The sequence below is a fragment of the Staphylococcus saprophyticus subsp. saprophyticus ATCC 15305 = NCTC 7292 genome, assembly GCF_000010125.1.
Taxonomy (GTDB): Bacteria; Bacillota; Bacilli; order Staphylococcales; family Staphylococcaceae; genus Staphylococcus; species Staphylococcus saprophyticus.
Window position 1 is genome coordinate 1,199,454 of record NC_007350.1, and the last position, 26,390, is coordinate 1,225,843.

Below are 26,390 nucleotides of genomic sequence, written 5' to 3' on the forward strand. Positions count from 1 at the left end.
AAAGGAAGATGACATAATGGAAAACCAAAAGCAATATCCAATGACGCAAGAAGGTTTTGAGAAATTAGAACATGAGCTTGAAGAATTAAAAACTGTTAAACGACCTGAAGTCGTTGAAAAAATTAAAATTGCCCGTTCTTTTGGTGACTTATCAGAGAACTCAGAGTATGATGCGGCAAAAGATGAACAAGGTTTTATTGAGCAAGATATCCAACGTGTAGAAAACATGTTACGTAATGCACTTATTATCGAAGATACAGGTAATAATAACGAAGTACAATTAGGTAAAACAGTTACGATTGTTGAATTACCTGGTGAAGAAGAAGAAGAATATCAAATTGTTGGTTCTGCAGAGTCAGACGCATTTAAAGGTAAAATTTCTAACGAATCACCTATGGCCAAAAGTTTAATTGGCAAAAAATTAGACGATGAAGTACGTGTTCCACTACCAAATGGTGGAGAAATAAATGTTAAAATCGTAAATATCAAATAAATTTTAGTGCAAATCCCCCCACACATGTTAAATGTCTGGGGGGATTTTACACTTTGCTAAAATATTTCTATACTTGCAGACTATATTCTGATAAATTGATAACAATTATAAAATTATTTAGGCTATCTATATTGATTCTTTTCATATAAGCCGAATTCATTATTTATTATAATCTATGATAATTATTTGCTATTAAACAGAAATTTATAATAAATGATATAATAGAAATGTTGAATGTACAACTTAGTTTGTTTTTATAATAAGTTGTGATAATTAACAAAGGGGGCAACGTTTCTGGAATATAAAATCATTAATGAACAAACCATCATGATTTATTTTGATGAACAGATTGATCCTGATACTTTTAAAGAAGTACAGCGAATAGAACAGTATATTAAGGATCAAAGTAATAAAGCTATTTTAGAAATAATACCTTCGTATCGCGCAATTATGTTGACTATCGATATCACTCAAAGCGATGCGACAGAAATCATAAACAGCTTGGACTTAGGCAATGTTGATGTTGATGCAGGACTGACATCAAACTCACAATTTAAAATTTTACATATACCCGTATACTATGGTGGTGACCGTGGCCCAGACATAGAAACAGTCGCGAAACATAATCAATTAACTTCAGAAGAAGTTATTAAATTACATACTGAAAATACCTACCTAATATATATGCTGGGCTTTATGCCAGGTTTCCCATTTTTAGGAGGGTTAAATAAACAATTACATACACCCAGAAGAGAGGAACCGAGGACAAGTATTCCTGCGGGTTCTGTTGGTATTGCAAATAACCAAACAGGATTATATCCAAAATCTTCTCCAGGTGGTTGGCAAATTATCGGACAAACACCTATACAAGTGTTTGATATAAATCGAGATCCAATGTGTTTATACAACTCAGGAGATTATATTAAGTTTTATGCTATTAATGAACAAACCTTAAATCAGATTGAAGAGGAACAAAAAAGTAATCAATTTGATATTGAAAAGTGGGTGACAGTAAGTAATGAGTATTAAAATATTAACGCCCGGTTTGTTTAGTACAATCCAAGACGAAGGGCGAATTGGTTATCAAAATCAAGGGTTTTCAACAGCTGGTGCATTAGACATCTATGCGTATAGACTTGCACAAACATTAATTAATAATGAAGGACCTGCAATAGAAGTTACAATTATCGGCCCGTCCATTCAATTTTCAGCAGATAATACCTTTGTTATAACAGGTGCTCAGTTTGACGCTACTATTAATGATGAACCTATATCTCATCAAACGGTTATTAAAGCACAAAAAGGCGATATATTAAAGTTAAATTCAGCGTTACATGGTGCCAGAGGATACATAGCTTTTGGACAACCTATCAATGTACCTTTGATAGCTAATAGTTATGCCACACACACCCGTAATCAAATTGGCGGCTATAAAGGACGAGCTTTAAAAAAAGGTGATGTATTGACTATTCAACAAAACGATCACTATTTATCTCAGATAGGTATAAGTGCGCGTATTGAAAATGAAAACGATGAACAACACACGATTCATATTATAGAAGGGCCACAAATAGAGCAGTTTTCAGAAGAAGTAAAAGCAAAATTAACATCTGAATCGTTTGAAATTTCAGAAAAATCTGACCGTATGGGATTCCGCTTACAAGGCGAAAATATTGCGCCAACCAATTCTGCAGATATCATTTCAGAACCAGTAGCACTTGGTAGTATTCAAGTGCCTAACGATGGTAATCCCATTATCTTACTGAATGATAAGCAAACTGTGGGAGGCTATACTAAAATTGCAACAGTTTGTGCAGCTGATTTATCGATACTGGCACAAAAACAGCCAGGTGAAACCATCCGATTCCAATGGATATCAGTCGAAGATGCAATCAAGACACTAAAGCAAAAAGAAAAATGTTTTTCTGAAAAAAGAAAAGAAATAATAAAAAATCCAATTTTTGAAATAAAACAACTTCGACCAACAGCGTCACGAATCAAAAATTTATTAAAAGGGGAATTATAATGAATTTTGAAAAAATAGAACAGTTAATTAAATTAGTTAAAGAGAACGACGTTAAAAAATTTAAATATAAAGACTATGAAAACGAAATCGAACTTGATTTTACTGAGAATGATGCAAATCATATTACATCAAACCAAGCAGAAAAAAATGATAGTAATAAAATAGATAATGCTAAAAATGAAGAGAATGATTCAACAAATGAGCATACATATCAACAAATTAAATCTCCAATGGTAGGCACATTTTTCTTACAAGACGAAAAAGAGTTAACAAACCCTATTATACAAGTGGGTGACGAAATTAAAAAAGGAGATACAGTCGGATATATTGAAGCGATGAAAGTGCTTAATGAAGTAACAAGCGATGTTTCAGGCGTTGTAGAAGAAATTTTAGTTGAGCACGGTTCGAGCGTAGAATACAATCAACTGATTGTTAACGTAAAATAAGTCAAATAAAGGGGTGTTTGCATTGTATCGTTGTCTGATAGCAAATAGAGGAGAAATTGCTGTACGTATTATAAGAGCGTGCAGAGAACTAAATATTGAAACTGTTGCAATCTATGCGATAGGTGATGAATCAAGTTTGCATGTAAGTTTAGCAGATCAAGCTGTTTGTATAGGTGAGGCAAATCCACTTGAAAGTTATTTAAACCAAGACAGAATTATTAGCGCAGCCAAAATAACACAAGCTAACGCGATTCATCCAGGGTATGGCTTTTTATCGGAGAGTGCATCGTTTGCCCAAAAAGTTGAAGAGAACGAGATTTATTTTATTGGTCCTACTAAGACAACTATGGAAATGATGGGGGATAAAATCACTGCTAGACAAACAGTTGATAATGTCGGTGTTCCTATTATTCCGGGTTCTACAAGTGCTGTTGATTCGATAAGTGAAGTGAAATCTATTGCTCAAGATATTGGTTATCCACTTGTGTTAAAAGCAGCGAGTGGTGGTGGCGGTAAAGGTATACGTATTATCAAAGAAGAAGCGTCACTCGAAAAAGCTTTTAAAGAAGCTAAAAGTGAGGGTGAAAAGTATTTTGATGATGACCGTATTTATGTTGAAGCTTTCATCCCTATTGCAAAACATGTGGAAGTTCAAGTTATCGGTGATGGCAAAAATAATTTTATTCACTTAGGTGAAAGAGATTGTTCTGTACAAAGGAAAAATCAAAAGTTAATTGAAGAATCACCATGCGCTGCAATTTCTGAGTCGATGCGAGAAGCAATGTGTAATGATGCTGTTAAAGTGGCGCGTGCATCTCATTATCGCAGTGCAGGCACCATTGAATATTTAGTTACGGATGATGCGTATTACTTTATAGAAATGAATGCACGCATTCAAGTTGAACACACAGTAACAGAGATGAGAGCAAACAGAGACTTATTACAAGCACAATTGTATCTCATGCAACATAATGAACTACCATTCACACAAGAAGACATTACTTTTGATGGTCATGTCATTGAGGCAAGAATTAATGCAGAAAATCCAGAGAAACAATTTCAACCTACACCAGGCACTGTAGAAGCTTTACATCTGCCACAAGGCTTTAATATACGTGTTGATAGTTTGTTATATCACGGATATAAAGTTTCACCATATTATGATTCATTAGTTGCAAAGGTGATTGTGAAGTCTTCCACTAGACAACTTGCTATTAATAAATTAAAAGTAACACTTGATGAAATGGTCATCGATGGTTTTACGACAACTGCTGATTTTCTGTATGCTGTATTATCTTATCCTGAATATGCTGATGGTGATGCAAGCCAAGTAGACATTAAATTTTTAGATAGACATCAAATTTTAAAGGAGGAAGTATAAATGAAAGTAGATTTGAATTGTGATTTAGGAGAAGCGTTTGGTAACTATTCATTTGGTGGTGACAATCAAATTATTCCTTTAATAACATCAGCAAATATTGCATGTGGCTTTCATGCTGGCGATCAACATGTGATGAACGATACCATTAAACTTGCAAAAGACAACGGTATAGGTATCGGCGCACACCCAGGACTTCCTGATTTACAAGGCTTTGGCAGAAGAAATATGGATTTATCTCCTGAAGAAGTTTATGATATTGTTGTTTATCAATTAGGTGCATTGAATGGTTTTTGTAGAATTCATGACGTTAAGATTAATCATGTTAAACCGCATGGTGCACTTTATCAAATGGGAGCAAGAGATAAAGTTATTGCGCATGCTATTGCAAAAGCAGTTTATGACTTTGATCCGACTTTAATCTATGTGGGACTTTCTAATACTTTATTAATTTCAGAAGCACAGGCTTTAGGATTGTCCACAGCTTCTGAGGTTTTTGCCGACAGACGTTATGAAGACGATGGACAGTTAGTAAGCAGAAAAGAAGCTGATGCATTGATTACCAATACAGATGAAGCGATTAAACAAGTGATAAATATGGTTAAATTTCAAAAAGTAATTACAAAAAATAACAATACAATAGATATTAAAGCAGATACTATTTGTGTGCACGGCGATGGGGCACATGCAATTGAATTTGTAACACAAATTAGAGAACAATTAACGAAAGAAGGCATTTCAATTACAAGGTTAGGGGGCTAAGCAATGGGAGAAAAATTAAGGTCAGACGAAAAAGATTTCCAGTTTACTAAAAATCACAAAAGGTTATTATTAGGTTCTGTGTTTTTAATGGCAACATCCGCGATAGGACCAGCATTTTTAACACAAACTGCTGTATTTACAGCACAATTTGCATCTAGTTTTGCATTTGCAATTTTACTATCTATATTAATTGATATTGGTGCACAGATTAATATTTGGCGTGTACTCGTTGTTACAGGTAAACGTGGACAAGAAGTAGCTAATGAAATTTTTAATGGACTGGGTACATTTATATCAATCCTCATTGCAATTGGTGGTCTAGCTTTTAATATTGGTAACATAGCCGGTGCTGGATTAGGTTTGAATGCGATATTTGGGTTAGATGTTAAAATAGGTGCAGCAATTACTGCCGTTCTTTCAATTGCAATATTTATTAGTAAAAGTGGACAAAAGATAATGGACGTCGTAACAATGTTTTTAGGTGTATTGATGATTATCGTTGTCGCTTTTGTTATGTTTAAAGCCAATCCACCCTATGCTGAGGCTGCAAAACATTTAGTGATGCCAGAGCAACCACTAGCGCTTGTTTTACCAATTATCACATTAGTTGGTGGTACGGTTGGCGGATACATTACTTTTGCTGGCGCACATAGAATATTAGATTCTGGAATTAAAGGTAAAGATTATTTACCATTTGTAAATAAGGCTGCGATTTCAGGTATATTAACAACTGGTGTACTAAGAACATTATTATTCTTAGCTGTATTAGGTGTAGTAGTAACGGGCGTTACATTGAATGCTGATAATCCACCTGCTTCTGTATTTGAACATGTGTTAGGACCTATAGGACGAAATATTTTCGGTATTGTACTATTTGCGGCTGCAATGTCTTCAGTTATTGGCTCTGCATATACAAGTGCAACATTCTTAAAAACATTACATAAATCTGTTTATAATAAAACGAATATTATTGTAATTAGTTTCATTGTAGTGTCAACGTTAGTATTTTTATTCTTAGGCAAACCTGTCACGTTACTTATTGTAGCAGGTGCACTAAATGGTTTGATTTTACCTATTACATTAGGTACGATATTAATTGCTAGTAAACGTAAATCAATCGTAGGAGATTACAAACACCCGACATGGATGCTTTGGTTCGGGATTGTTGCAGTAGTCGTAACGATTGTAATTGGTATCTTCTCGCTTCAAGGTTTAACTGAATTATTTGGTAGCTAAATGAAAATAGATAATACCCTGACTTATGGTTACAATACATTAAGTTCAGGGTATTTTTCATGTTAAATTTTTAAAATAAACGAATTTATGATAGTTAATATAATTAAAAAGTTTAAATAATTTCAATAATTATTATTTTATGCAAAAACATTGAACTATTATCGAGCTATGTGTTCAAATATGGTAGAATAACAAAGGCTAGGATTTTAAAATGAGGTGAAATATAATGATAGGTATTATAGGTGCTATGGAAGAAGAAGTAGCTATCTTAAAAGATAAAATTGTTAACTTAGAAATAATTAATGTTGCTCATGTTGTTTTTTATAAAGGGCGTTTACATGATAAAGAAGTTATCTTGACTCAAAGTGGTATTGGAAAAGTAAATGTTGCAATTTCTACTACTTTATTAATAAATCGTTTTCACCCAGATTTAATTATTAATACAGGTTCGGCGGGTGCATTAGACAAATCACTTGGTGTCGGAGATATTATAGTAAGTGACATGGTAGCTTATCACGATGCAGATGCAAGAGCATTTGGTTATCAATTGGGTCAAATTCCTCAAATGCCTGCACAATTTGTTGCGGATAGCCATTTAATTGAATTAGCAAAAGAAGCAATAAATGATCAAAAATGGGTTGCTAAATCTGGTTTAATTGTAAGTGGAGATAGTTTTATTGGCACTGCAGAACAACGCGCAGATATCAAAACAAACTTTCCACAAGCCATGGCAGCAGAAATGGAAGCAACAGCGATTGCCCAGACATGTTATCAGTTTAACCTACCATTCATAATTACACGTGCTATTTCTGATTTAGCAGATGGTGATGCAGGTATAACATTCGAAGCATTCTTAGAAAAAGCAGCAATTGCTTCAAGTCAAATTGTTGATCGTTTAATTAAAACTATATAAAAAGGTGAAATAAAACATGGGTATGATAAAGCACTATTTTATGCCAAACGAATATGTACAATCTATTTTTCAAATTGATATAGAAAAACTCGCAAATTCAGGCGTAAAAGGTATAATTACAGATTTAGATAACACACTTGTAGGATGGGATGTAGCTGATCCAACAGAAGCAGTAAAAGAATGGTTCGATAGAGCAAAAGAACTCGGCATAACTGTAACAATTGTTTCAAATAACAACGAACAACGCGTAGGCAATTTTTCAAAATCATTAAATGTGGACTATATATTTAAAGCAAAAAAACCCAGAGGTCGCGCCTTTAATCAAGCATCTAAATTAATGAATTTGAATCCAGAAGAAATAGTTGTCATTGGAGACCAAATGCTAACAGATGTGTTTGGCGGAAATAGACGCGGATTATTCACAATTATGGTTGTCCCAGTGAAAAAAACAGATGGATTTATAACGAAGTTTAATCGCATGATTGAACGTAGATTACTACAGCATTTTAGAAAAAAAGGTTATATTAAATGGGAGGAAAATTGATTGGCAGAAACTGAGATATTAAAATGTATCGGTTGTGGCGCACCCTTACAATCTGAAGATTTAGATGCGCCTGGATATGTTCCAGAAAGTAGTCTTTATAAAGAAGACGTTATTTGTAAAAGATGCTTTAGGTTAAAAAATTACAACGAAGTGCAAGATGTAGGCTTGGATAGTGAAGATTTTTTAAATTTACTTAATGGCTTAGCAGACAAAAAAGGTATTGTTGTAAATGTTGTGGATGTTTTTGACTTTGAAGGATCTTTTATTAATGCAATCAAACGCATTGTTGGAAATAAACAAATCATTTTAGTAGGTAATAAACTAGACTTATTACCGAAACAAATTAATAAACGCCGTGTAAAAGAATGGTTGAAGAAAACAGCGAGAAAATACGGCTTAGATGCAGAAGATGTCATTTTAATTTCTGCTGAAAAAAATGAGGGTATCGAAGATTTATTGAATGCTATTAATACTTTGAGAAATAATGACGATGTCTATATTGTAGGGACTACAAATGTAGGTAAATCTACACTGATTAATAAATTGATAGAGCGCAGTGTGGGTGAAAAGAATGTAGTTACCACTTCTCGATTCCCTGGTACAACTTTAGATATGATTGATATACCACTTGATGACACTTCGTTCATGTATGATACACCTGGTGTGATTCAAGAACATCAAATGACGCATTACGTAACGGAAAAAGAATTAAAAACAATTATGCCTAAAAAAGAGGTTAAACAACGTGTATATCAATTAAATGAAGGACAAACATTATTTTTCGGTGGTTTAGCACGTATTGATTATATAAGTGGTGGTAAACGACCATTAGTATGTTATTTTTCAAATGATCTTAATATCCATAGAACTAAAACGGAAAATGCAAATGAATTGTGGCGTAATCAATTAGGGGATGTATTGTCGCCCCCTAATAACCCAGATCATTTTGATTTGCAAAATGTTAAAGCCGTACGTCTAGAAACAGGTAAAGAAAAGCGTGATGTTATGATTTCTGGATTAGGTTTTATTACCATTGATGAAGGTGCTAAAATCATTGTTCGTGTACCTAAAAATGTCGATGTCGTATTACGAAATTCTATAATGTAAGGCGGGTTTAATGTGAAGTACGCAGTGATAGGCAATCCTATTGATCACTCTTTATCACCAGTTATGCATAATGCAAATTTTGCAGCTTTAAATGATTTATCATCTTATGAAGCGATTAATATTAGAAACGAAGACTTTCATCGTATCAAAGAGATAATTAATGACAAAGCACTTTCTGGATTTAACGTTACAATACCACATAAAGAGCGTATTATACCCTATCTGGATGAAATCGATGAACAATCAAAAACAGTTGGAGCAGTTAATACGGTGAAAATTGTGGACGGTAAATGGATTGGTTACAATACGGATGGTATTGGATATGTAACAGGTTTAAGACAAGTATATCCAGATTTAGAAGATGCATATATATTAATTTTAGGCGCTGGTGGTGCGAGTAAAGGGCTCGCTAATGAACTAAAAAAATTCGTTAGACCCAAACTTACAGTAGCCAATAGATCTATGGATCGATTTGAAAGTTGGCAATTAGAAGTGAATAAAATTAGTTTACAAGAAGCTGAAGCAGCATTATCAGAATTTGATATTATTATCAATACAACGCCAGCAGGTATGAATCAAAATAAAGAGGTTATTATTAACCTTGATAATTTGGATAGTCACACGTTAGTGAGTGATATCGTTTATGTACCATTTAAGACACCTATTTTAGAAATTGCAGAAGCTAAAGGAAATCCTATTCATAATGGATTAGATATGTTCGTATACCAAGGTGCTGAAAGTTATAGAATTTGGACAGGTGAATTACCACAAATTCAAATAATGAAAGACACTGTTTTAAAATATTTATAAAAGGAGATTGAATTATGTTAACAGGTAAACAAAAAAGATTTTTACGAAGTAAAGCCCATAACGTAGATCCAACTTTTCAAATAGGGAAAGCTGGTATTAATGACAATATGGTAGCGCAAATACAAGATATTCTAGAAAATAGAGAGTTAATTAAAATACATGTATTGCAAAACAACTTTGAAGATAAAAATGACTTAGCACAATCATTAAGTGATGCAACACGTAGTGATATTGTACAAGTAATCGGGTCGATGATTGTACTTTACAAAGAATCACAAGATAATAAACAAATTCAGTTACCATAATGGCTAAATCGATTGTCTTATATGGTGGGCAATTTAACCCGATTCATATCGCCCACATGGTCGTAGCTAGTGAAGTTAACGCATTTATAAAACCGGACGTATTTTATTTTATACCTAGTTTTATATCTCCGCTAAAAGAACATACAGATTATTTGGAAGGTCGATATAGAGTTGATATGATTCAATCTGTTATAGATGATCTGGGTTTTGGTCGTATCTGTTTAAATGAAATAGAAAGACGAGGACAAAGTTATACCTATGATACAGTGATGTATATTTTAGATAAGCATCCTGATGCAAAACTTTATCTTGTGATAGGGACAGACCAATATAATCAACTGCATAAGTGGTTTAAGATTAATGAATTAAAATCGTACATTACTTTTGTAATCGTCAATAGAGATAAAACGACACAAGAAGTCGAATCAGAAATGCTATCGATAACAATTCCACGTATTGATATAAGCTCAACATTAATTAGAAAAAGAGTGAAGAATAAAGAGAATATTCAAGCACTCGTTTCTCCAAGTGTTGAACAATATATCCGAGAGGAAGGATTATATGAAAGTTAATGAAGCAATAGAAATTGTCAAAGAGAAATTGCCTGAAAAGCGGTTTAACCATTCATTAAGAGTGGCTGAAACTGCGGTTAAATTAGCAGATATTTATGATGGTGATAAAGATAAAGCAGAACTTGCGGGTGTATTACACGATTATTCTAAATATGATGATTTAGGAACGATGTATCAAGTTGTTACGCAACATGATTTAGATAGCAATCTATTAAGTTATGGTTCGGAAATTTTACACGGACCTGTTTGTGCGGTTATTATGAAAGAGAAGTATGGTATCGATGATGAAGAAGTATTATTAGCGATAAAAAACCATACGACAGGTCGTGCTCAAATGACAAAAACAGAGAAACTTGTCTTTATTGCAGACTATATAGAACCTGGGCGTCAAACCCCAGGCGTTGAAGAAATTAGAGATTTAGCATACAATAAAGGTGGCTTAGATAAAACAATATATGAAATATCTAAGCGTACCGTTTTATATTTAATTAATAAAGATATTAATGTCTATGACGCGACGATTGCATGCTTGAATTATTACAATTACAGTGACGAAAGAGTAAAGGATGATTAAATGAAATCAGATCAATTATTAAAATTAGCTGTGGAAGCAACTGAGAATAAAAAAGCAGAAGATATTATTTCTTTAAATATGCAAGGTATTAGTGATATGACAGACTATTTTGTGGTTTGCCACGGAAATAATGAAAAACAAGTTCAGTCTATCGCACGTGCAGTCAAAGATGCAGCTAATGAAGCGGAAATTGAAGTTAAACGAATGGAAGGCTTTAATGATGCGAGATGGATTCTTATTGATTTGGCAAATGTAGTCGTACACGTATTCCATAAAGATGAAAGAGATTATTATAATATTGAAAAACTGTATAGAGATGCACCTCTTGAATCATACAGACAGGCTGTTTATTAAAAATGGCACAATATGAAGAAATGAGCTTGTTTTATGATCAGCTAACCTTAGATCAACCGTATGAAGATTGGCTAAGCATTGTTAATCATTTTGCAGGTAAAAAGCATTCTATTTTAGATATTGGTTGTGGAACCGGTAGTTTAACATCGCTGTTCACTGAATTTGAGCAAGTGACAGGAATGGATCTTAGTGTTGATATGTTAGCTATAGCTGCTCAAAAATCTAATGTTGTTAATTGGATTGAAGCAGATATGACTGATTTTGAGCTTGAACAACATTTTGATGTCATTACAATATTTTGTGATTCTTTGAATTATTTACCTGAAAGAGAAAATGTTTCAGATACATTTAAAAATGTTTATCGACATTTATCTCAAGATGGTGTCTTTATGTTTGATGTTCACACAGCTTATAAAATGAATACATTGTTTAATAATCAAAGTTATATTGACGAATCCGAAGATGTTTTCTTAGGGTGGGAAGCTGTCCAAGGCGAAGAACCTCTGAGTGTTTGGCACGATATGTCGTTTTTTATTAAACAAGATAGTACGCATTATACTAGGTTTGATGAATCACATTATCAGCAAACTTATACTGAAAATGAATATACAGCGATGTTAAAAGAAGTAGGTTTTAACCATATACAGACTTTTGTTGACTTTGACATAAACAATCACACTGAAAATGGTTATAGATTATTTTTCATAGCTAAAAAATAAAAGTAAAATCACTCCCTTATACGTGTTAAGTATAAAGGAGTGATTTTTTGCAATTAGACTGGTCAAAATGGAAAGTAATTTTTGAGAAAAATAAATTAGTGATCATAGTTGGATGCGCGTTAGTACTATTGCTTGCTATTTGTTGTTATAAATTTTTAAATGTCAGCAATACAGATGACAACAGCAATGCAAACTTAAGTACAAATGATGATTCCACATTAATTAATGAACAAAGTACCAATAGTAAAACAATTGCTACTAATAATGATAATGCAAAATCAGTAAAAAATGATAAAAAGGGTAGCTTTATTTTTGTTGATATTAAAGGTGCTGTACAGCATCCTGATATTTATAAGATGAAAGATACGGATAGGGTTAAGCAATTAGTGGACAAAGCAATTTTATTAAAAGATGCTGATCTTTCAAGTGTGAATTTAGCTGAAAAATTACAAGACCAGAAAGTCATTTATATTCCGAAAATTGGTGACAAAGATCAAAAAGACATTAATATGAATCATTTTGCTTTAAAGAATAACCACACAGAAGATAGTAAAAAAGGTAATAGTACAATAAACTCAGAACAAATAAATATTAATGATGCAACAGAATCTCAGTTATTAACGATAAATGGGATTGGACCGACTAAAGCTAAGGCTATTATAGAATATAGACAACAACATGGCCCTTTTGAGTCTGTAGAGCAATTAAAAGACGTAAATGGTATTGGAGCTAAGACTTTAGAAAAAATCGGTTCAAAGCTGACTATATAACTTTTAGTTGCATTATGGTTCAATTCAAATTAATCTATAATTAATCAAAAAATATAATACATATATGGAGGTAAATCATCATGGATCGTATCAAATGGGAAGAATACTTTATGGCTCAAAGTCATCTTTTGGCTTTGCGTTCTACGTGTGAACGTTTGTCAGTTGGTGCTACTATAGTGAAAGATAATAGAATCATTGCAGGGGGCTATAACGGTTCGGTTTCAGGTGAAGTTCATTGTATTGATGAAGGGTGTTTATTAGAGGATGGCCATTGTATCAGAACAATACACGCTGAGATGAACGCTTTACTTCAATGTGCTAAACAAGGTGTTTCTACAGATGGCGCTACAATCTATGTTACTCATTTCCCTTGTTTGAACTGTACAAAATCAATCATACAATCTGGTATTGATACAATATATTATGCCGAAGATTATCATAACCATACATATGCATTGGAGTTATTGAAACAAGCAGGTATTGAGTATAAAAAAATTTCATTTGATCAAGAGCATGTAGCACAATACTTATTAAATAAATAGCCACGGTTTATTATGGCATAGCATATTTAGTTGGCATTCTTTGGCTACATCTCAAATTTCTTTCAATACTTCTTTTTATATTCCTTATATTTTTACTTAAAATAAAGCAGTTCAAATGGCAGCAAGTTATTATGATTATAATTGTTCCTTTTATAGCTTTTGGATTATTTTATAGGTATTATCATCAAACGTTAGAATTTCAAAATGATATGTTAAGTAAATCTTTAATTGCTAATGCAAAATTTATCACTAAACCTGTCATTAGCGACAATACTCTAAGTGGTAAACTCCAAATTGATAGCGATTATTATCAATATTATTTTAAGCCGAACAGAAAAGTTAAATCTTCGGATTCGTCTGAATTATACCGACGCGATTGTAAAATCCATGGTGCTTTTAAATTTAATGGGGAAGGAATAAGTAGAAAATTATATATCAATATAAAAAGCTTCGATTTATCAAGTTGTAAGTCAATATCAATGGGTTGGATGTCTCTGGTCGATTTACATAAGCAATATATTTATAAGCGTCTTGTTACAGAACACAACGATGATCCAGGTAAAATAATTGCATTGATTACGGGAGATACTTCCAAGATAAAAGACTATCAATTAGATCAAATTAGAGAAATTGGTATTTATCATTTACTAGCAATAAGTGGGACACATATCACAGCTTTAGTTAGTATTATTTTTTATACTTTGACTAAAGTCAGATGTCCCTTATTTTTGATAAAAGCTATTATTTTTATTTTGTTACCCATTTATACTATTTACACTGGTATGGCTCCAAGTGCTATTCGTGCAGTGTTAGTTGCGCTTATTCTTCTATTACTTCCGAAAAAGTTGTACAAACATTCTATGAATGTTCTTTTTGGTGTTTTTATTTTAATCACACTAATTTCTCCACAATTAATATATAATATTGGATTTCAGTTTTCATTTTTTATAACTTTTTGTATTCTTTTTGCACTCCCGATTTTAAAAGACGCTAATATCGTCAAAAGCATGATTTTTGTCAGTGTTATAGCACAACTTTCATCTTCCATTATTAGTGCAGCCCATTTTAATCAAATCCAATGGATAGGTATCTTAGCTAATTTATTCTTTGTTCCGTTTTACACATTTATTTTATTTCCTGCCTCGTTAATTTATTTTGCTTCGCTTCATTTTCCTATTAAAGTTACAATTTTTACAAAATGCCTAAATATATTGCTCTTGATTCATGATTACTTTGTTTCTATTTTTATGAAATTCTCTACTTTAAAATGGTTCACCCCCGAATTATCTTCATTTTTTATTGCGATTGCTGTGTTTCTTATCATTGTTGCACTTATTTTATTCGTTCATAAGCATTATTTTCTTTTTTTATTGATTCTAATAAGCATATTTTTCATTTTAACCATTTTACCGAAATCAAATGATTACAGATTAACTATGTTAAACGTGAACCAAGGAGATGCTATATTATTTGAAACGGATAAACAGGAATCTATGCTTATAGATACTGGGGGTGTATTGATTAAAAAAGGTATGAAAGACAACCACATGCTATCAAAACGAAAGATTCTGCCCACTTTAAAAAAGCATGGTTTACCTAAAATTAATTATTTGATTATTACACACCCACATGTTGATCATATGGGAGAATTAAGCTATCTAATAGGAAAATATCAAATAGATCATATAATAATAAATGCAAATAGCTTTAGCTTAGAACAATTAAAAGCGCTAACGTTACAATGTAAAAAACATAAGGTTAAATTATTAGATTTTAAAACTTTTAATCATATCGTACTTAGCAAAGCAGATATTCGTTTGTTAGATGCTACAATACAAAATTCAGACGATCTAAATGAACATTCTATTATTACCTACATACAATATAATAAATATAAAATGTTATTTATGGGCGATGCTTCAAAACATAATGAATCTCTTTTACTTAATAAGTACAAACTTAATAATTTGGATGTATTAAAAGTAGGTCATCATGGAAGTAAAACAAGTTCTAGTTCTAACTTTGTCAATATAATGCATCCTAAAATCAGCTTAATTTCAGTTGGACAAAATAATAGATATAAATTACCTAGTACCGAAGTTATTACTAGATTGAAAGCAATAGGATCTAAAATATATATGACAAGTCTCTCTGGGGAAGTCACAATTACTTTATCAAATTCGATACAAATTAAATCACAATTTGGTAAATGATTTGGGTAGAGAGAACAAATACTGCGTGATATAATAATTTAATGTGTAATAGAGATGAAAGGGTGCTATATATGAGCAATAATATAATAACAATTTACGGAGAAGTACCTGAACTTATAGAAAAAAAGTCAGCAGAAGAAATAAATAACTATTTAAATGCACCTAAAGATGATTTTAATTTCGTAAAATATAATTTATACGAACATGATTTGGCACCCGTAATAGAAGAATCATTGACCATGCCTTTTTTCTCTGATAAAAAAGTAGTACTTGTTCAAAATGCATACCTATTCACTGGTGAAAAACCTCCTAAAGATTTGAATCATAACATAGATCAACTCATTGAATTTATTGAAAAATATGATGGAGATACGTTGATTATTTTTGAGGTATATCATAGTAAATTAGATGAGCGTAAGAAATTGGTGAAAACATTAAAAAAGAATGCCCAATTAAAAAAAATAGAGCAAATGTCAGAAGAAGAAATTATGCAGTGGATGAAAAAAGAGCTTCATGAAAATTTTAAAGATATCAAACAAGATGCACTTGACCTATTTATAGAATTAACAGGCGTTAATTTTAATATTGTTAAACAAGAACTCGAAAAATTAATCCTTTTCTTAGGTGACAGATCAACAATTAATAAACAAGATGTGTACCAAATTGTTAATAGAAGTTTAGAACAAAATGTGTTTTTACTAACAGATTATATTCAAAAAAATAAAAAATCAAATGCAATTCAATTGGTTAATGATCTGATTGCAATGAAAGAAGAACCAATTAAGTTATTAGCATTAATTACCAGTAATTATCGACTTTTTTATCAGTCTAAAATATTAAGTCAAAAGGGTTATAGTGGTCAACAAATTGCCAAGACAATAAATGTACACCCATACAGAGTAAAATTAGCGCTTAATCAAGCAAGAAACTACCAACTTGAAAATTTGCTAAATATTATAGATTCCTGTGCTGAGACGGATTATAAATTAAAATCATCTTATATGGATAAACATCTCATATTAGAGTTATTTATTTTATCGCTGTAGTTTTAAACAAAGCAATATTATCCCGCTGTGCATACATTAAATTGGGAGTATTTTAAAAGGATACTTATTTAAAAAAAGATATAAAAAAAGTTCAAGCAATTGCTTGAACTTTAATATTATTTAGCAGCTGTCATTAATGATGACTTAATACGAGCAGCTTTGTTGTCGTGGATTAAGTTGCGTTGTGCAGCTTTATCTACTTTTTTCAAAGCAAAACTCAATAAGTCAGCTTTGTTATCAGCATTTGATTCTAAAGCTGAATGAGCTCTTTTAACTGCTGTACGCATTTCATTTTTTTGAGAAATATTACGTTCTTCAGCAGTATGTGTTGTATTAACACGTTTAATTGCAGATTTGATGTTTGGCATGTGTGTCACCTCCTAAAAGTGATCTTCGCTATCAAAATGAATTTGATTACAACAAGAAATATTTTATCAAAACAAGCGACTTTCTGCAATCATTTATTTATGAGCCGCCCGTAAATTCAATATAAATGATATAATAATGTATAAAGTTATGAAACACTTATTCTATAAAATATTCTGATAAAGTGTTAACAAGTGAATTAATATTTTGAATTATTATAAACTAATGGCTTTGCAAGTTTGCAATTAACTTGTAAAAACGTTATTATATCAAAGAATGTCATACATACAAACGGGCTAGAATTATGAAAGTGAGAAGGATAATACATGGATAAACAAGATCGTTATAATCGACGCAAAAATATAAGAAACTTTTCTATTATCGCACATATAGACCATGGTAAATCTACTTTAGCTGATAGAATTTTAGAAAATACTAAATCAGTTGAAACAAGAGACATGCAATCACAGTTGCTAGATTCTATGGATTTAGAGAGAGAACGCGGTATTACTATAAAACTAAACGCAGTACGATTGAAATACGAAGCGAAGGATGGAGAAACATACACGTTCCATTTGATTGATACACCAGGACACGTAGATTTTACATATGAAGTATCTAGATCACTTGCAGCGTGTGAGGGTGCTATTTTAGTAGTGGACGCAGCACAAGGTATTGAGGCACAAACACTAGCTAATGTCTATTTAGCACTGGATAATGATTTAGAGCTTCTACCTGTTATCAATAAAATTGATTTGCCTGCAGCTGAGCCAGAACGCGTTAAACAAGAACTTGAAGACGTTATTGGTATTGATAAAGAGGATGTCGTACTTGCAAGTGCAAAATCAAACATAGGTATTGAAGATATATTGGAAAAAATAGTTGAGGTAGTACCACCACCTGAAGGTGATCCAGAAGCACCTTTAAAAGCTTTAATATTTGATTCTGAGTATGATCCATATAGAGGTGTCATTTCATCCATACGTGTTATGGAAGGCGTTGTTAAAGCTGGAGATCGTATCAAAATGATGGCTACTGGAAAAGAATTTGAAGTAACTGAAGTAGGTATTAACACCCCAAAACAATTATCAGTAGATGAATTAACAGTGGGTGATGTAGGTTATATCATTGCTAGTATTAAAAATGTTGATGATTCCCGTGTAGGTGATACAATCACGCATGCAGAGAGACCTGCTGAAGCGCCACTACAAGGTTATAAAAAAATGAATCCAATGGTATTCTGTGGATTATTCCCTATTGATAACAAAGACTATAACGATTTAAGAGAAGCTTTAGAGAAGCTGCAATTAAACGATGCCTCATTAGAATTTGAACCAGAATCTTCTCAAGCATTAGGTTTTGGCTACCGTACTGGTTTTTTAGGTATGTTACACATGGAAATTATTCAAGAAAGAATTGAACGTGAATTCGGCATTGAATTAATCGCAACTGCGCCATCGGTAATTTACCAATGTATATTAAAATCTGGTGAGGAAGTATCTGTAGATAATCCAGCGAATATGCCAGATCGCGATAAAATAGAAACCATTTATGAGCCGTTTGTACGTGCGACTATGATGGTACCAAATGATTATGTCGGTGCTGTAATGGAATTGTGTCAACGTAAACGTGGTCAATTTATTAATATGGAATACATGGATGATATTCGAGTGAATATTATTTATGAAATTCCATTATCAGAAGTAGTATTTGATTTCTTCGATCAATTAAAATCTAATACTAAAGGCTATGCTTCTTTTGATTATGAATTTATTGATAATAAAGAAAGTGACCTGGTTAAGATGGATATTTTATTAAATGGTGAAAAAGTCGATGCTCTTAGCTTTATCGTGCATAAAGAATTTGCATACGAACGTGGTAAAACTCTTGTCGATAAGTTGAAAACATTAATACCAAGACAACAATTTGAAGTACCAGTACAAGCTGCTGTAGGACAAAAAATTGTCGCGAGAACAAACATTAAATCTATGGGGAAAAATGTATTGTCTAAATGTTATGGCGGAGACATTACACGTAAGAGAAAATTATTAGAAAAACAAAAAGCGGGTAAAGCCAAAATGAAAGCAGTGGGAAATGTAGAAATTCCACAAGATGCTTTCCTTGCAGTACTCAAAATGGATGAAGATTAATAATACTTTAAACTTGGGGCCTTAAATCCGAACGATTTATGCCCCAGTTTTTTATGAAACATCATGTTTTTAAATAGGGAAGTAGGTGAACACAATATGGAAGTGAAAAGTGCATATATACATATCCCCTTCTGTGTAAGAATATGTACGTATTGTGATTTCAATAAATATTTTATTCATAACCAACCAGTTGATGAATACTTAGATTGTTTAATTAAAGAAATGCAATATAGTAAAACGAAGGTGTTAGAAACTGTTTTTGTTGGTGGAGGAACGCCAACGGCACTTAGTTATGAACAACTTAAACGTTTACTTAAAGCTATTACTGATATTTTCGAAATCAAAGGAGAATTTAGTTTTGAAGCAAATCCAGATGAATTGACTTTGGAAAAAGTTCAATTATTAAAGGATTTTGGTGTGAATAGATTATCTATGGGCGTTCAAACTTTTAAACCAGAGCTGCTTGAAATATTAGGAAGAACACATAATACATCTGATATATACCAAGCAGTTACAAATGCGAGAGCCGTAGGTATTCCTTCTATTAGTTTAGATTTAATGTATCACTTACCAAAACAGACCATCGATGATTTTAAAGATAGTTTAGAAAAAGCATTGGCGATGGATATTGATCATATTTCTAGTTATGGTCTTATTTTAGAACCTAAAACTCAATTTTATAATATGTATAAAAAAGGCAAATTGAAAATACCTAATGAAGATATCGGGGAAGAAATGTATGAATATCTTTTAGAACGCATGCAAAGGTCTGAGTTACATCAATATGAGATTTCTAATTTTGGAAAAATGGGTCACGAATCAGAGCATAATAAAGTTTATTGGAAAAATGAAGGTTACTATGGCTTTGGCGCAGGTGCAAGCGGCTATGTTGACGGTGAAAGGTACAGTAACGTTAATCCTGTAAATCACTATATAAAGAAAATAAAGAACAATGAAAGACCTTTGTTAGAGTCCACGAGACCAACAAAAAATGAACAAATGGAAGAAGAAATGTTTTTAGGTTTAAGAATGAACCAAGGTGTCAATAAAGCTAGATTTAAAGAAAAGTTTGATTTATCTATAGATGAAGTATATGGCACAACAATTGAGGATTTACTTAAAAGAGAACTTATTGTAGATAACCAAGGCTTTATTTCAATGACTGAGAGAGGGAAAGTCATCGGAAACCTTGTATTTGAGTCTTTTTTACTAAATGTATAAGTTTTTATTAAAAACCGAGGCTTTAACATTGACTTACTTTGACCAATTTGATAAATTATAATTAGCACTTGAAACAAAAGAGTGCTAATGAGGTGAAAACATGATTAGTGATAGACAATTAAGCATATTAAATGCAATTGTTGAAGATTATGTTGATTTAGGTCAGCCAATTGGTTCTAAAACACTGATTGAACGACATAAATTAAATGTTAGCCCTGCTACTATTAGAAATGAGATGAAACAATTAGAAGATCTCGAACTAATAGAAAAAACACATACTTCATCAGGAAGATATCCATCAGAATCAGGTATCAGATATTATGTGAATCAATTATTACAAGAAACATCTCATCAACAACAAACTAAAATGCAGCGTTTAAAAGATTTGGTAATTGAAAATCATTATGACCTTTCCTCTACATTGAGTGATTTTGCTAATGAACTTTCAATTGCATCACAATATACAACGCTGGTAATGCGTCCAAATCATAAACAAGATATAATCAATAATATTCATTTGATTAGAGCAAATGCTTATTTGGTTATTATGGTGGTTGTGTTTACATCAGGTCATGTTGAACATTTACATTTAGCATCTGAAGTACCATTATCTAATGACGAATTAACCAAAATATCAAATTTTGTTACTGCTAAATATAATGAATGGAATAACCACCGTTTTGAAAATGAATTAAATGCTTTTGTAAAATCTGATACTGAAAAAGATTTTATAAAAGACATGCTAAATATGATTGATATTCATTTTGATAATCAAAGTAATGGCATTTTTATGGGCGGAAAGGTTAAACTCATAGATGCGTTGAATGAATCAAACGTATCATCTATTCAACCGATTCTACAGTATATAGAATCGAACAAAATCACACAACTACTTGATGAAATGTCCAATACTTCCATCAATGTGAAAATTGGACATGAAATTGAATCAAGTTTAAGTGATATTTCTATCGTAACAAGTGAGTATCATATTGATGATAGGCTGAAAGGTCAAATTGCGGTTATCGGACCAACAGCAATGAATTATCAGAACGTAATTCGATTACTAAATACGATTTGGTAATTAAGAATTGTATTGGAGGGCAGACTATGACAGAGCAAAACGAATCAGCTTTCAACGAAAATGAAGAAGTTAATGAAGAAACTTCACAAACCGATTCAGTTGAAAACAATGATGAAACTACAGAAACATCACAAGATAATCTGCAGGAGGACGATTCACAAGAAATTGCAGAAGACGTAGATCCTAAAGATGAAGAAATTCAACAATTAAAAAAAGATGTTCAAGAAAATGAAGAAAAATATTTAAGATTATACGCTGAGTTTGAAAACTATAAACGTAGAATTCAAAAAGAAAATCAAACAATGAAAGCATATAAAGCACAAGATGTACTAAATGATATTTTACCAACAATAGATAACATTGAACGTGCTTTACAAATAGATGGCGAAGATGAACAATTTAAATCACTTAAAAAAGGTGTAGAAATGGTTCATGAAAGTCTATTAAATGCATTAAAAAATAATGGTTTAGAAAAAATTGAGACAGAAGGTCAACAATTTGATCCGAATGTACATCAAGCAGTAGTTCAAGATGACAATCCTGATTTCGAATCAGGTCAAATCACTCAAGAACTACAAAGTGGATACAAATTGAAAGAAAGAGTTTTAAGACCTTCAATGGTTAAAGTAAATCAATAATTCGTTTTATTGTTGAAAACACCAAATTTTTAAATATATCAGGAGGAATTTATTTATGAGTAAAGTAATAGGTATTGACTTAGGTACAACAAATTCATGTATTGCAATTTTAGAAGGCGATGAGCCAAAAGTAATTCAAAACCCTGAAGGCGCTAGAACTACACCATCTGTAGTAGCATTCAAAAATGATGAAACTCAAGTAGGTGAAGTTGCAAAACGCCAAGCAATTACTAACCCAAATACAATACAATCTATCAAACGTCACATGGGTACTGATTATAAAGTTGATGTTGATGGAAAATCATATACACCACAAGAAATTTCAGCAATGGTTTTACAAAATCTTAAAAGTACAGCTGAAGATTATTTAGGTGAAAGTGTAGATAAAGCAGTCATTACTGTTCCAGCTTATTTCAATGATAGTGAACGTCAAGCTACTAAAGATGCTGGTAAAATTGCTGGCTTAGAAGTTGAACGTATTATTAATGAGCCAACAGCAGCTGCTTTAGCATATGGTTTAGACAAAACTGAACAAGATCAAAAAGTACTTGTATTCGACTTAGGTGGCGGTACTTTTGACGTATCAATCCTTGAATTAGGTGACGGTGTATTTGAAGTGCTTTCTACAGCAGGTGACAACAAACTTGGTGGGGATGACTTTGACCAAGTAATTATTGATCACTTAGTTGCAGAATTCAAAAAAGAAAACAGTGTAGATTTATCTAAAGACAAAATGGCGTTACAACGTCTTAAAGACGCTGCAGAAAAAGCTAAAAAAGATTTATCTGGTGTATCTCAAACACAAATTTCATTACCATTTATCTCTGCAGGAGAGAATGGTCCATTACACTTAGAATTAACTTTAACTCGTTCTAAATTTGAAGAGTTAGCAGATTCATTAATCAGAAGAACTATGGAACCTACGCGTCAAGCAATGAAAGATGCTGGTTTATCAAGTTCTGACATTGACGAAGTTATCTTAGTTGGTGGTTCTACTAGAATCCCAGCAGTTCAAGAAGCTGTTAAAAAAGAAGTTGGAAAAGATCCTCATAAAGGTGTGAACCCAGATGAAGTAGTTGCAATGGGCGCAGCAATTCAAGGTGGCGTTATCACTGGTGATGTTAAAGATGTCGTATTATTAGACGTAACACCATTATCATTAGGTATTGAAATTATGGGTGGACGTATGAATACGCTTATCGAAAGAAATACTACAATCCCAACATCTAAATCTCAAGTTTATTCAACAGCAGCAGACAACCAACCTGCAGTTGATATCCATGTATTACAAGGTGAACGCCCAATGGCTGCAGATAACAAAACACTTGGTAGATTCCAATTAACTGATATTCCAGCAGCTCCACGTGGCGTACCTCAAATTGAAGTGACATTTGATATCGACAAAAACGGTATTGTGAACGTTACTGCAAAAGATTTAGGTACAAACAAAGAACAAAATATTACAATTCAATCTAGCTCTGCACTTTCAGACGACGAAATTGATCGTATGGTTAAAGACGCTGAAGAAAATGCTGAAGCAGATAAAAAACGTCGCGAAGAAAGTGACTTGAGAAACGAAGCAGATAGCTTAGTATTCCAAGTTGAAAAAACAATTACTGATTTAGGTGAAAACATCAGCGAAGAAGATAAACAAAATGCTGAAGACAAAAAAGAAGCACTTAAATCAGCACTAGAAGGCGAAGATATTGATGATATCAAAGCTAAAAAAGAAGACTTAGAAAAAGTAGTTCAAGACTTGTCTACAAAAGTTTATGAACAAGCAGCTCAAGCTCAACAACAAGCTCAAGGTGAAGATGCAAATGCTTCTCAAGATAGTAATGTTGAAGACGCTGATTTCAAAGAAGTTAAAGATGATGACAACCAAGATAACCAAAAATAAGTCGAGTCATTGACTAAATAATTGTTATTAACAGAAATATATGACACAATTGCTTAGCCAAATTAAGTCAAAGTCAATTGAACATTGGCTTTGACTTTTTCCTTTTTATAATAGATTTAATAAAACCGTGAAAGGAGAGGTATGAGTGGCCAAAAGAGATTATTATGAAGTTTTAGGTGTTAGCAAAAGCGCTTCTAAAGATGAAATTAAAAAGGCTTATCGTAAATTATCAAAACAATACCATCCAGATATAAATAAAGAAGAGGGTGCTGATGAGAAGTTTAAAGAAATCTCAGAAGCATATGAAGTATTAAGTGACGAAAATAAACGTGCAAATTATGACCAATTTGGACACGATGGACCACAAGGTGGCTTTGGCGGCCAAGGATTCGGTGGCCAAGACTTTAGTGGATTCGGCGGTGGCGGATTCGAAGATATCTTTAGTTCATTCTTTGGTGGTGGCAGACAGCAACGAGATCCAAATGCCCCAAGAAAAGGTGACGATTTACAATATACGATGACTGTCACATTTGATGAAGCTGTTTTTGGTAGCGAAAAAGAAATTTCTATTCGCAAAGATGTTGCTTGTCACACATGTGATGGTGAAGGTGCTAAACCAGGAACTAAGAAAAAAACTTGTCATTACTGTAATGGTTCTGGTCATGTTTCAGTTGAACAAAATACTATTCTTGGTAGAGTAAGAACTGAAAAAGTATGTCCAGTATGTAGTGGTTCAGGCCAAGAATTTGAAGAACCTTGTCCAACTTGTCATGGTAAAGGTACTGAAAATAAAAATGTTAAAATTAGTGTGACGATTCCTGAAGGTGTAGACAATGAACAACAAATTAGATTAGCTGGTGAAGGTGCTCCAGGAGAAAACGGTGGGCCTCAAGGTGATTTATATATTGTGTTTAGAGTCAAACCATCTGAAAAATTTGAAAGAGACGGCGATGATATTTACTATTCATTAGATATCAGTATTGCTCAAGCCACTTTAGGTGATGAAGTTAAAGTACCAACGCTTAAAGGTAGTGTCATGCTAACAATTCCTGCCGGTACACAAACTGAAAAACAATTCCGTCTGAAAGAAAAAGGCATTAAAAATGTTCATGGTTACGGTTATGGCGATTTATTTATTAACATCAATGTAGTTACGCCTACAAAAATTAGCGATCGCCAAAAAGAATTACTTAGAGAATTTGCTGAAATAGATGGCGAGGAGCTTTCTGAGCAGCCATCAAATTTTAGAGATAAAGCAAAAAGATTCTTCAAAGGAGAATAACTTATGAACTGGACTGAAGTTGCAATCGTTGCTAACCATGAGGTATCACCAATCATAACCAATTTACTCGAAGATTATGGCTCTAATGGTGTTGTTATAGAAGATTCAGAAGATTTAACACATGATTTCGAAGATAAGTATGGTGAAATATATGCATTAAATGCAGAAGATTATCCTACACAAGGTGTGAGAGTTAAAGCATATTTTAACGAAATTAAGTATACAAAAGATTTTCAAGAAAAATTAATTCAATCATTAAAAGACATTGAAAGTCTTGATTTAGATTTGTTTAGCTTTGATGAGCAAACAATTAGAGAGCAAGATTGGGAGAATGAGTGGAAGCATTACTTTCATCCATTTCGCGCATCTGAAAAATTCACAATTGTTCCGAGTTGGGAAACATACCAACAGGAAGATGATAGTGAATTATGCATTGAGTTAGATCCAGGTATGGCATTTGGAACAGGTGATCATCCGACAACGAGTATGTGTCTAAAAGCAATTGAAGCATATGTTAAGTCTAGTGATTCAGTTATAGATGTCGGCACAGGCTCAGGTATACTGAGCATTGCAGCACATTTGTTAGGCGTTAAACGTATAAAAGCACTTGATGTAGATGAAATGGCTGTTAGAGTAGCTAAAGAAAACTTTCAAAAAAACAACTGTGAATATGCTATTGAAGCAGTCCCAGGTAATTTATTAAAAGAAGAAACTGAAAAATTTGATGTTGTTATCGCTAATATTTTAGCTCATATTATTGAAGAAATGATAGATGATGCTTATAATACACTTAATAAAGACGGTTATTTTATAACTTCTGGTATTATAGAAGAAAAACACGAGGCTATTGTTGAACATATGAAACGCAGTGGATTTGAAATAGTTTCTATTAACCATGACAATAGTTGGGTTTGTATCGTCGGACAGAAAGTGAGCGATTGA

General features: G+C 32.5%; 28 protein-coding genes. 27 read left to right on the forward strand and 1 reads right to left on the reverse strand.

Translation table 11 applies throughout. The annotated features are described in order from the left end of the window. The first annotated feature begins 16 nt into the window (after nt 1–16). From greA to holA, 20 genes are all read left to right on the forward strand, one after another. On the forward strand, nt 17–493 hold the full coding sequence (greA, locus tag SSP_RS05865) for a transcription elongation factor GreA (protein ID WP_002483128.1): 477 nt from the start codon (nt 17–19) through the stop codon (nt 491–493). Nucleotides 494–787: 294 nt separating this feature from the next. Further along, complete coding sequence (gene pxpB / locus SSP_RS05870) at nt 788–1,522, forward strand: 5-oxoprolinase subunit PxpB (RefSeq protein WP_077461038.1); 735 nt, start codon at nt 788–790, stop codon at nt 1,520–1,522. Further along, nucleotides 1,512–2,519 carry a biotin-dependent carboxyltransferase family protein gene (locus SSP_RS05875; RefSeq protein WP_011302975.1) on the forward strand — a complete coding sequence of 336 codons (1,008 nt, stop codon included), beginning with the start codon at nt 1,512–1,514 and terminating at the stop codon, nt 2,517–2,519. Before pxpB ends, SSP_RS05875 begins: the two co-directional genes overlap by 11 nt. Beyond that, nucleotides 2,519–2,965 (forward strand): acetyl-CoA carboxylase biotin carboxyl carrier protein, encoded by a 447-nt coding sequence (locus tag SSP_RS05880; protein ID WP_011302976.1) that lies wholly within the window; start codon nt 2,519–2,521, stop codon nt 2,963–2,965. The genes SSP_RS05875 and SSP_RS05880 overlap by 1 nt, the downstream gene beginning before the upstream one ends. A gap of 22 nt (nt 2,966–2,987) precedes the next feature. After that, nucleotides 2,988–4,346 (forward strand): acetyl-CoA carboxylase biotin carboxylase subunit, encoded by a 1,359-nt coding sequence (locus tag SSP_RS05885; protein ID WP_011302977.1) that lies wholly within the window; start codon nt 2,988–2,990, stop codon nt 4,344–4,346. Continuing rightward, nucleotides 4,347–5,105, forward strand: a complete 759-nt coding sequence (pxpA, locus tag SSP_RS05890; protein WP_011302978.1) for a 5-oxoprolinase subunit PxpA — start codon at nt 4,347–4,349, stop codon at nt 5,103–5,105. Nucleotides 5,106–5,108: 3 nt separating this feature from the next. Further along, complete coding sequence (locus tag SSP_RS05895) at nt 5,109–6,341, forward strand: NRAMP family divalent metal transporter (protein ID WP_011302979.1); 1,233 nt, start codon at nt 5,109–5,111, stop codon at nt 6,339–6,341. Between the two features lie 226 nt (nt 6,342–6,567). Further along, nucleotides 6,568–7,254, forward strand: coding sequence for a 5'-methylthioadenosine/S-adenosylhomocysteine nucleosidase (gene mtnN, locus SSP_RS05900; protein ID WP_011302980.1), 687 nt, complete (start codon nt 6,568–6,570; stop codon nt 7,252–7,254). A gap of 16 nt (nt 7,255–7,270) precedes the next feature. After that, nucleotides 7,271–7,798 (forward strand): YqeG family HAD IIIA-type phosphatase, encoded by a 528-nt coding sequence (locus SSP_RS05905; RefSeq protein WP_011302981.1) that lies wholly within the window; start codon nt 7,271–7,273, stop codon nt 7,796–7,798. Beyond that, the gene (gene yqeH / locus SSP_RS05910) at nt 7,799–8,905 is read left to right on the forward strand and encodes a ribosome biogenesis GTPase YqeH (protein ID WP_011302982.1); all 1,107 of its coding nucleotides are present in this window, start codon (nt 7,799–7,801) and stop codon (nt 8,903–8,905) included. It abuts the gene before it with no gap. A 12-nt stretch (nt 8,906–8,917) separates the two neighbouring features. Beyond that, nucleotides 8,918–9,715: a shikimate dehydrogenase gene (gene aroE, locus SSP_RS05915; protein ID WP_011302983.1), complete on the forward strand. Its 798-nt coding sequence runs from the start codon at nt 8,918–8,920 to the stop codon at nt 9,713–9,715. A gap of 14 nt (nt 9,716–9,729) precedes the next feature. Beyond that, on the forward strand, nt 9,730–10,020 hold the full coding sequence (yhbY, locus tag SSP_RS05920; RefSeq protein ID WP_002483139.1) for a ribosome assembly RNA-binding protein YhbY: 291 nt from the start codon (nt 9,730–9,732) through the stop codon (nt 10,018–10,020). After that, on the forward strand, nt 10,020–10,592 hold the full coding sequence (gene nadD / locus SSP_RS05925) for a nicotinate (nicotinamide) nucleotide adenylyltransferase (RefSeq protein ID WP_011302984.1): 573 nt from the start codon (nt 10,020–10,022) through the stop codon (nt 10,590–10,592). The genes yhbY and nadD overlap by 1 nt, the downstream gene beginning before the upstream one ends. Beyond that, nucleotides 10,582–11,166, forward strand: a complete 585-nt coding sequence (gene yqeK / locus SSP_RS05930) for a bis(5'-nucleosyl)-tetraphosphatase (symmetrical) YqeK (protein ID WP_011302985.1) — start codon at nt 10,582–10,584, stop codon at nt 11,164–11,166. The genes nadD and yqeK overlap by 11 nt, the downstream gene beginning before the upstream one ends. After that, complete coding sequence (rsfS, locus tag SSP_RS05935; RefSeq protein ID WP_011302986.1) at nt 11,167–11,520, forward strand: ribosome silencing factor; 354 nt, start codon at nt 11,167–11,169, stop codon at nt 11,518–11,520. Nucleotides 11,521–11,522: 2 nt separating this feature from the next. Next, a complete protein-coding gene (locus SSP_RS05940) occupies nt 11,523–12,239 on the forward strand; it encodes a class I SAM-dependent DNA methyltransferase (protein WP_002483143.1) in 717 nt (238 codons plus the stop codon). 47 nt (nt 12,240–12,286) lie between these two features. After that, complete coding sequence (locus tag SSP_RS05945) at nt 12,287–13,009, forward strand: helix-hairpin-helix domain-containing protein (RefSeq protein ID WP_011302987.1); 723 nt, start codon at nt 12,287–12,289, stop codon at nt 13,007–13,009. Between the two features lie 80 nt (nt 13,010–13,089). After that, nucleotides 13,090–13,551 (forward strand): ComE operon protein 2, encoded by a 462-nt coding sequence (locus tag SSP_RS05950; protein WP_002483145.1) that lies wholly within the window; start codon nt 13,090–13,092, stop codon nt 13,549–13,551. Between the two features lie 131 nt (nt 13,552–13,682). Then, on the forward strand, nt 13,683–15,764 hold the full coding sequence (locus tag SSP_RS05955) for a DNA internalization-related competence protein ComEC/Rec2 (protein WP_011302988.1): 2,082 nt from the start codon (nt 13,683–13,685) through the stop codon (nt 15,762–15,764). 71 nt (nt 15,765–15,835) lie between these two features. Continuing rightward, on the forward strand, nt 15,836–16,810 hold the full coding sequence (gene holA, locus SSP_RS05960; RefSeq protein WP_011302989.1) for a DNA polymerase III subunit delta: 975 nt from the start codon (nt 15,836–15,838) through the stop codon (nt 16,808–16,810). A gap of 116 nt (nt 16,811–16,926) precedes the next feature. Here holA and rpsT read toward each other — a convergent pair whose 3' ends face one another. Continuing rightward, complete coding sequence (gene rpsT / locus SSP_RS05965; RefSeq protein ID WP_002483148.1) at nt 16,927–17,178, reverse strand: 30S ribosomal protein S20; 252 nt, start codon at nt 17,176–17,178, stop codon at nt 16,927–16,929. 324 nt (nt 17,179–17,502) lie between these two features. Between rpsT and lepA the strand changes: the two genes are divergently transcribed. The 7 genes from lepA to prmA all read left to right on the forward strand — a co-directional run bounded on the left by lepA (nt 17,503) and on the right by prmA (nt 26,390). Next, nucleotides 17,503–19,326, forward strand: coding sequence for a translation elongation factor 4 (gene lepA, locus SSP_RS05970; protein WP_011302990.1), 1,824 nt, complete (start codon nt 17,503–17,505; stop codon nt 19,324–19,326). 96 nt (nt 19,327–19,422) lie between these two features. Then, nucleotides 19,423–20,547, forward strand: a complete 1,125-nt coding sequence (gene hemW, locus SSP_RS05975; RefSeq protein ID WP_011302991.1) for a radical SAM family heme chaperone HemW — start codon at nt 19,423–19,425, stop codon at nt 20,545–20,547. Between the two features lie 100 nt (nt 20,548–20,647). Beyond that, a complete protein-coding gene (gene hrcA / locus SSP_RS05980; RefSeq protein ID WP_011302992.1) occupies nt 20,648–21,628 on the forward strand; it encodes a heat-inducible transcriptional repressor HrcA in 981 nt (326 codons plus the stop codon). Nucleotides 21,629–21,654: 26 nt separating this feature from the next. Continuing rightward, on the forward strand, nt 21,655–22,266 hold the full coding sequence (gene grpE, locus SSP_RS05985) for a nucleotide exchange factor GrpE (protein ID WP_002483152.1): 612 nt from the start codon (nt 21,655–21,657) through the stop codon (nt 22,264–22,266). A gap of 55 nt (nt 22,267–22,321) precedes the next feature. Then, entirely contained in the window at nt 22,322–24,166 is a 1,845-nt protein-coding gene (gene dnaK, locus SSP_RS05990; RefSeq protein WP_002483153.1) for a molecular chaperone DnaK, read from the forward strand. A 145-nt stretch (nt 24,167–24,311) separates the two neighbouring features. Then, on the forward strand, nt 24,312–25,448 hold the full coding sequence (gene dnaJ, locus SSP_RS05995) for a molecular chaperone DnaJ (RefSeq protein WP_011302993.1): 1,137 nt from the start codon (nt 24,312–24,314) through the stop codon (nt 25,446–25,448). 3 nt (nt 25,449–25,451) lie between these two features. Further along, entirely contained in the window at nt 25,452–26,390 is a 939-nt protein-coding gene (gene prmA / locus SSP_RS06000; RefSeq protein ID WP_011302994.1) for a 50S ribosomal protein L11 methyltransferase, read from the forward strand.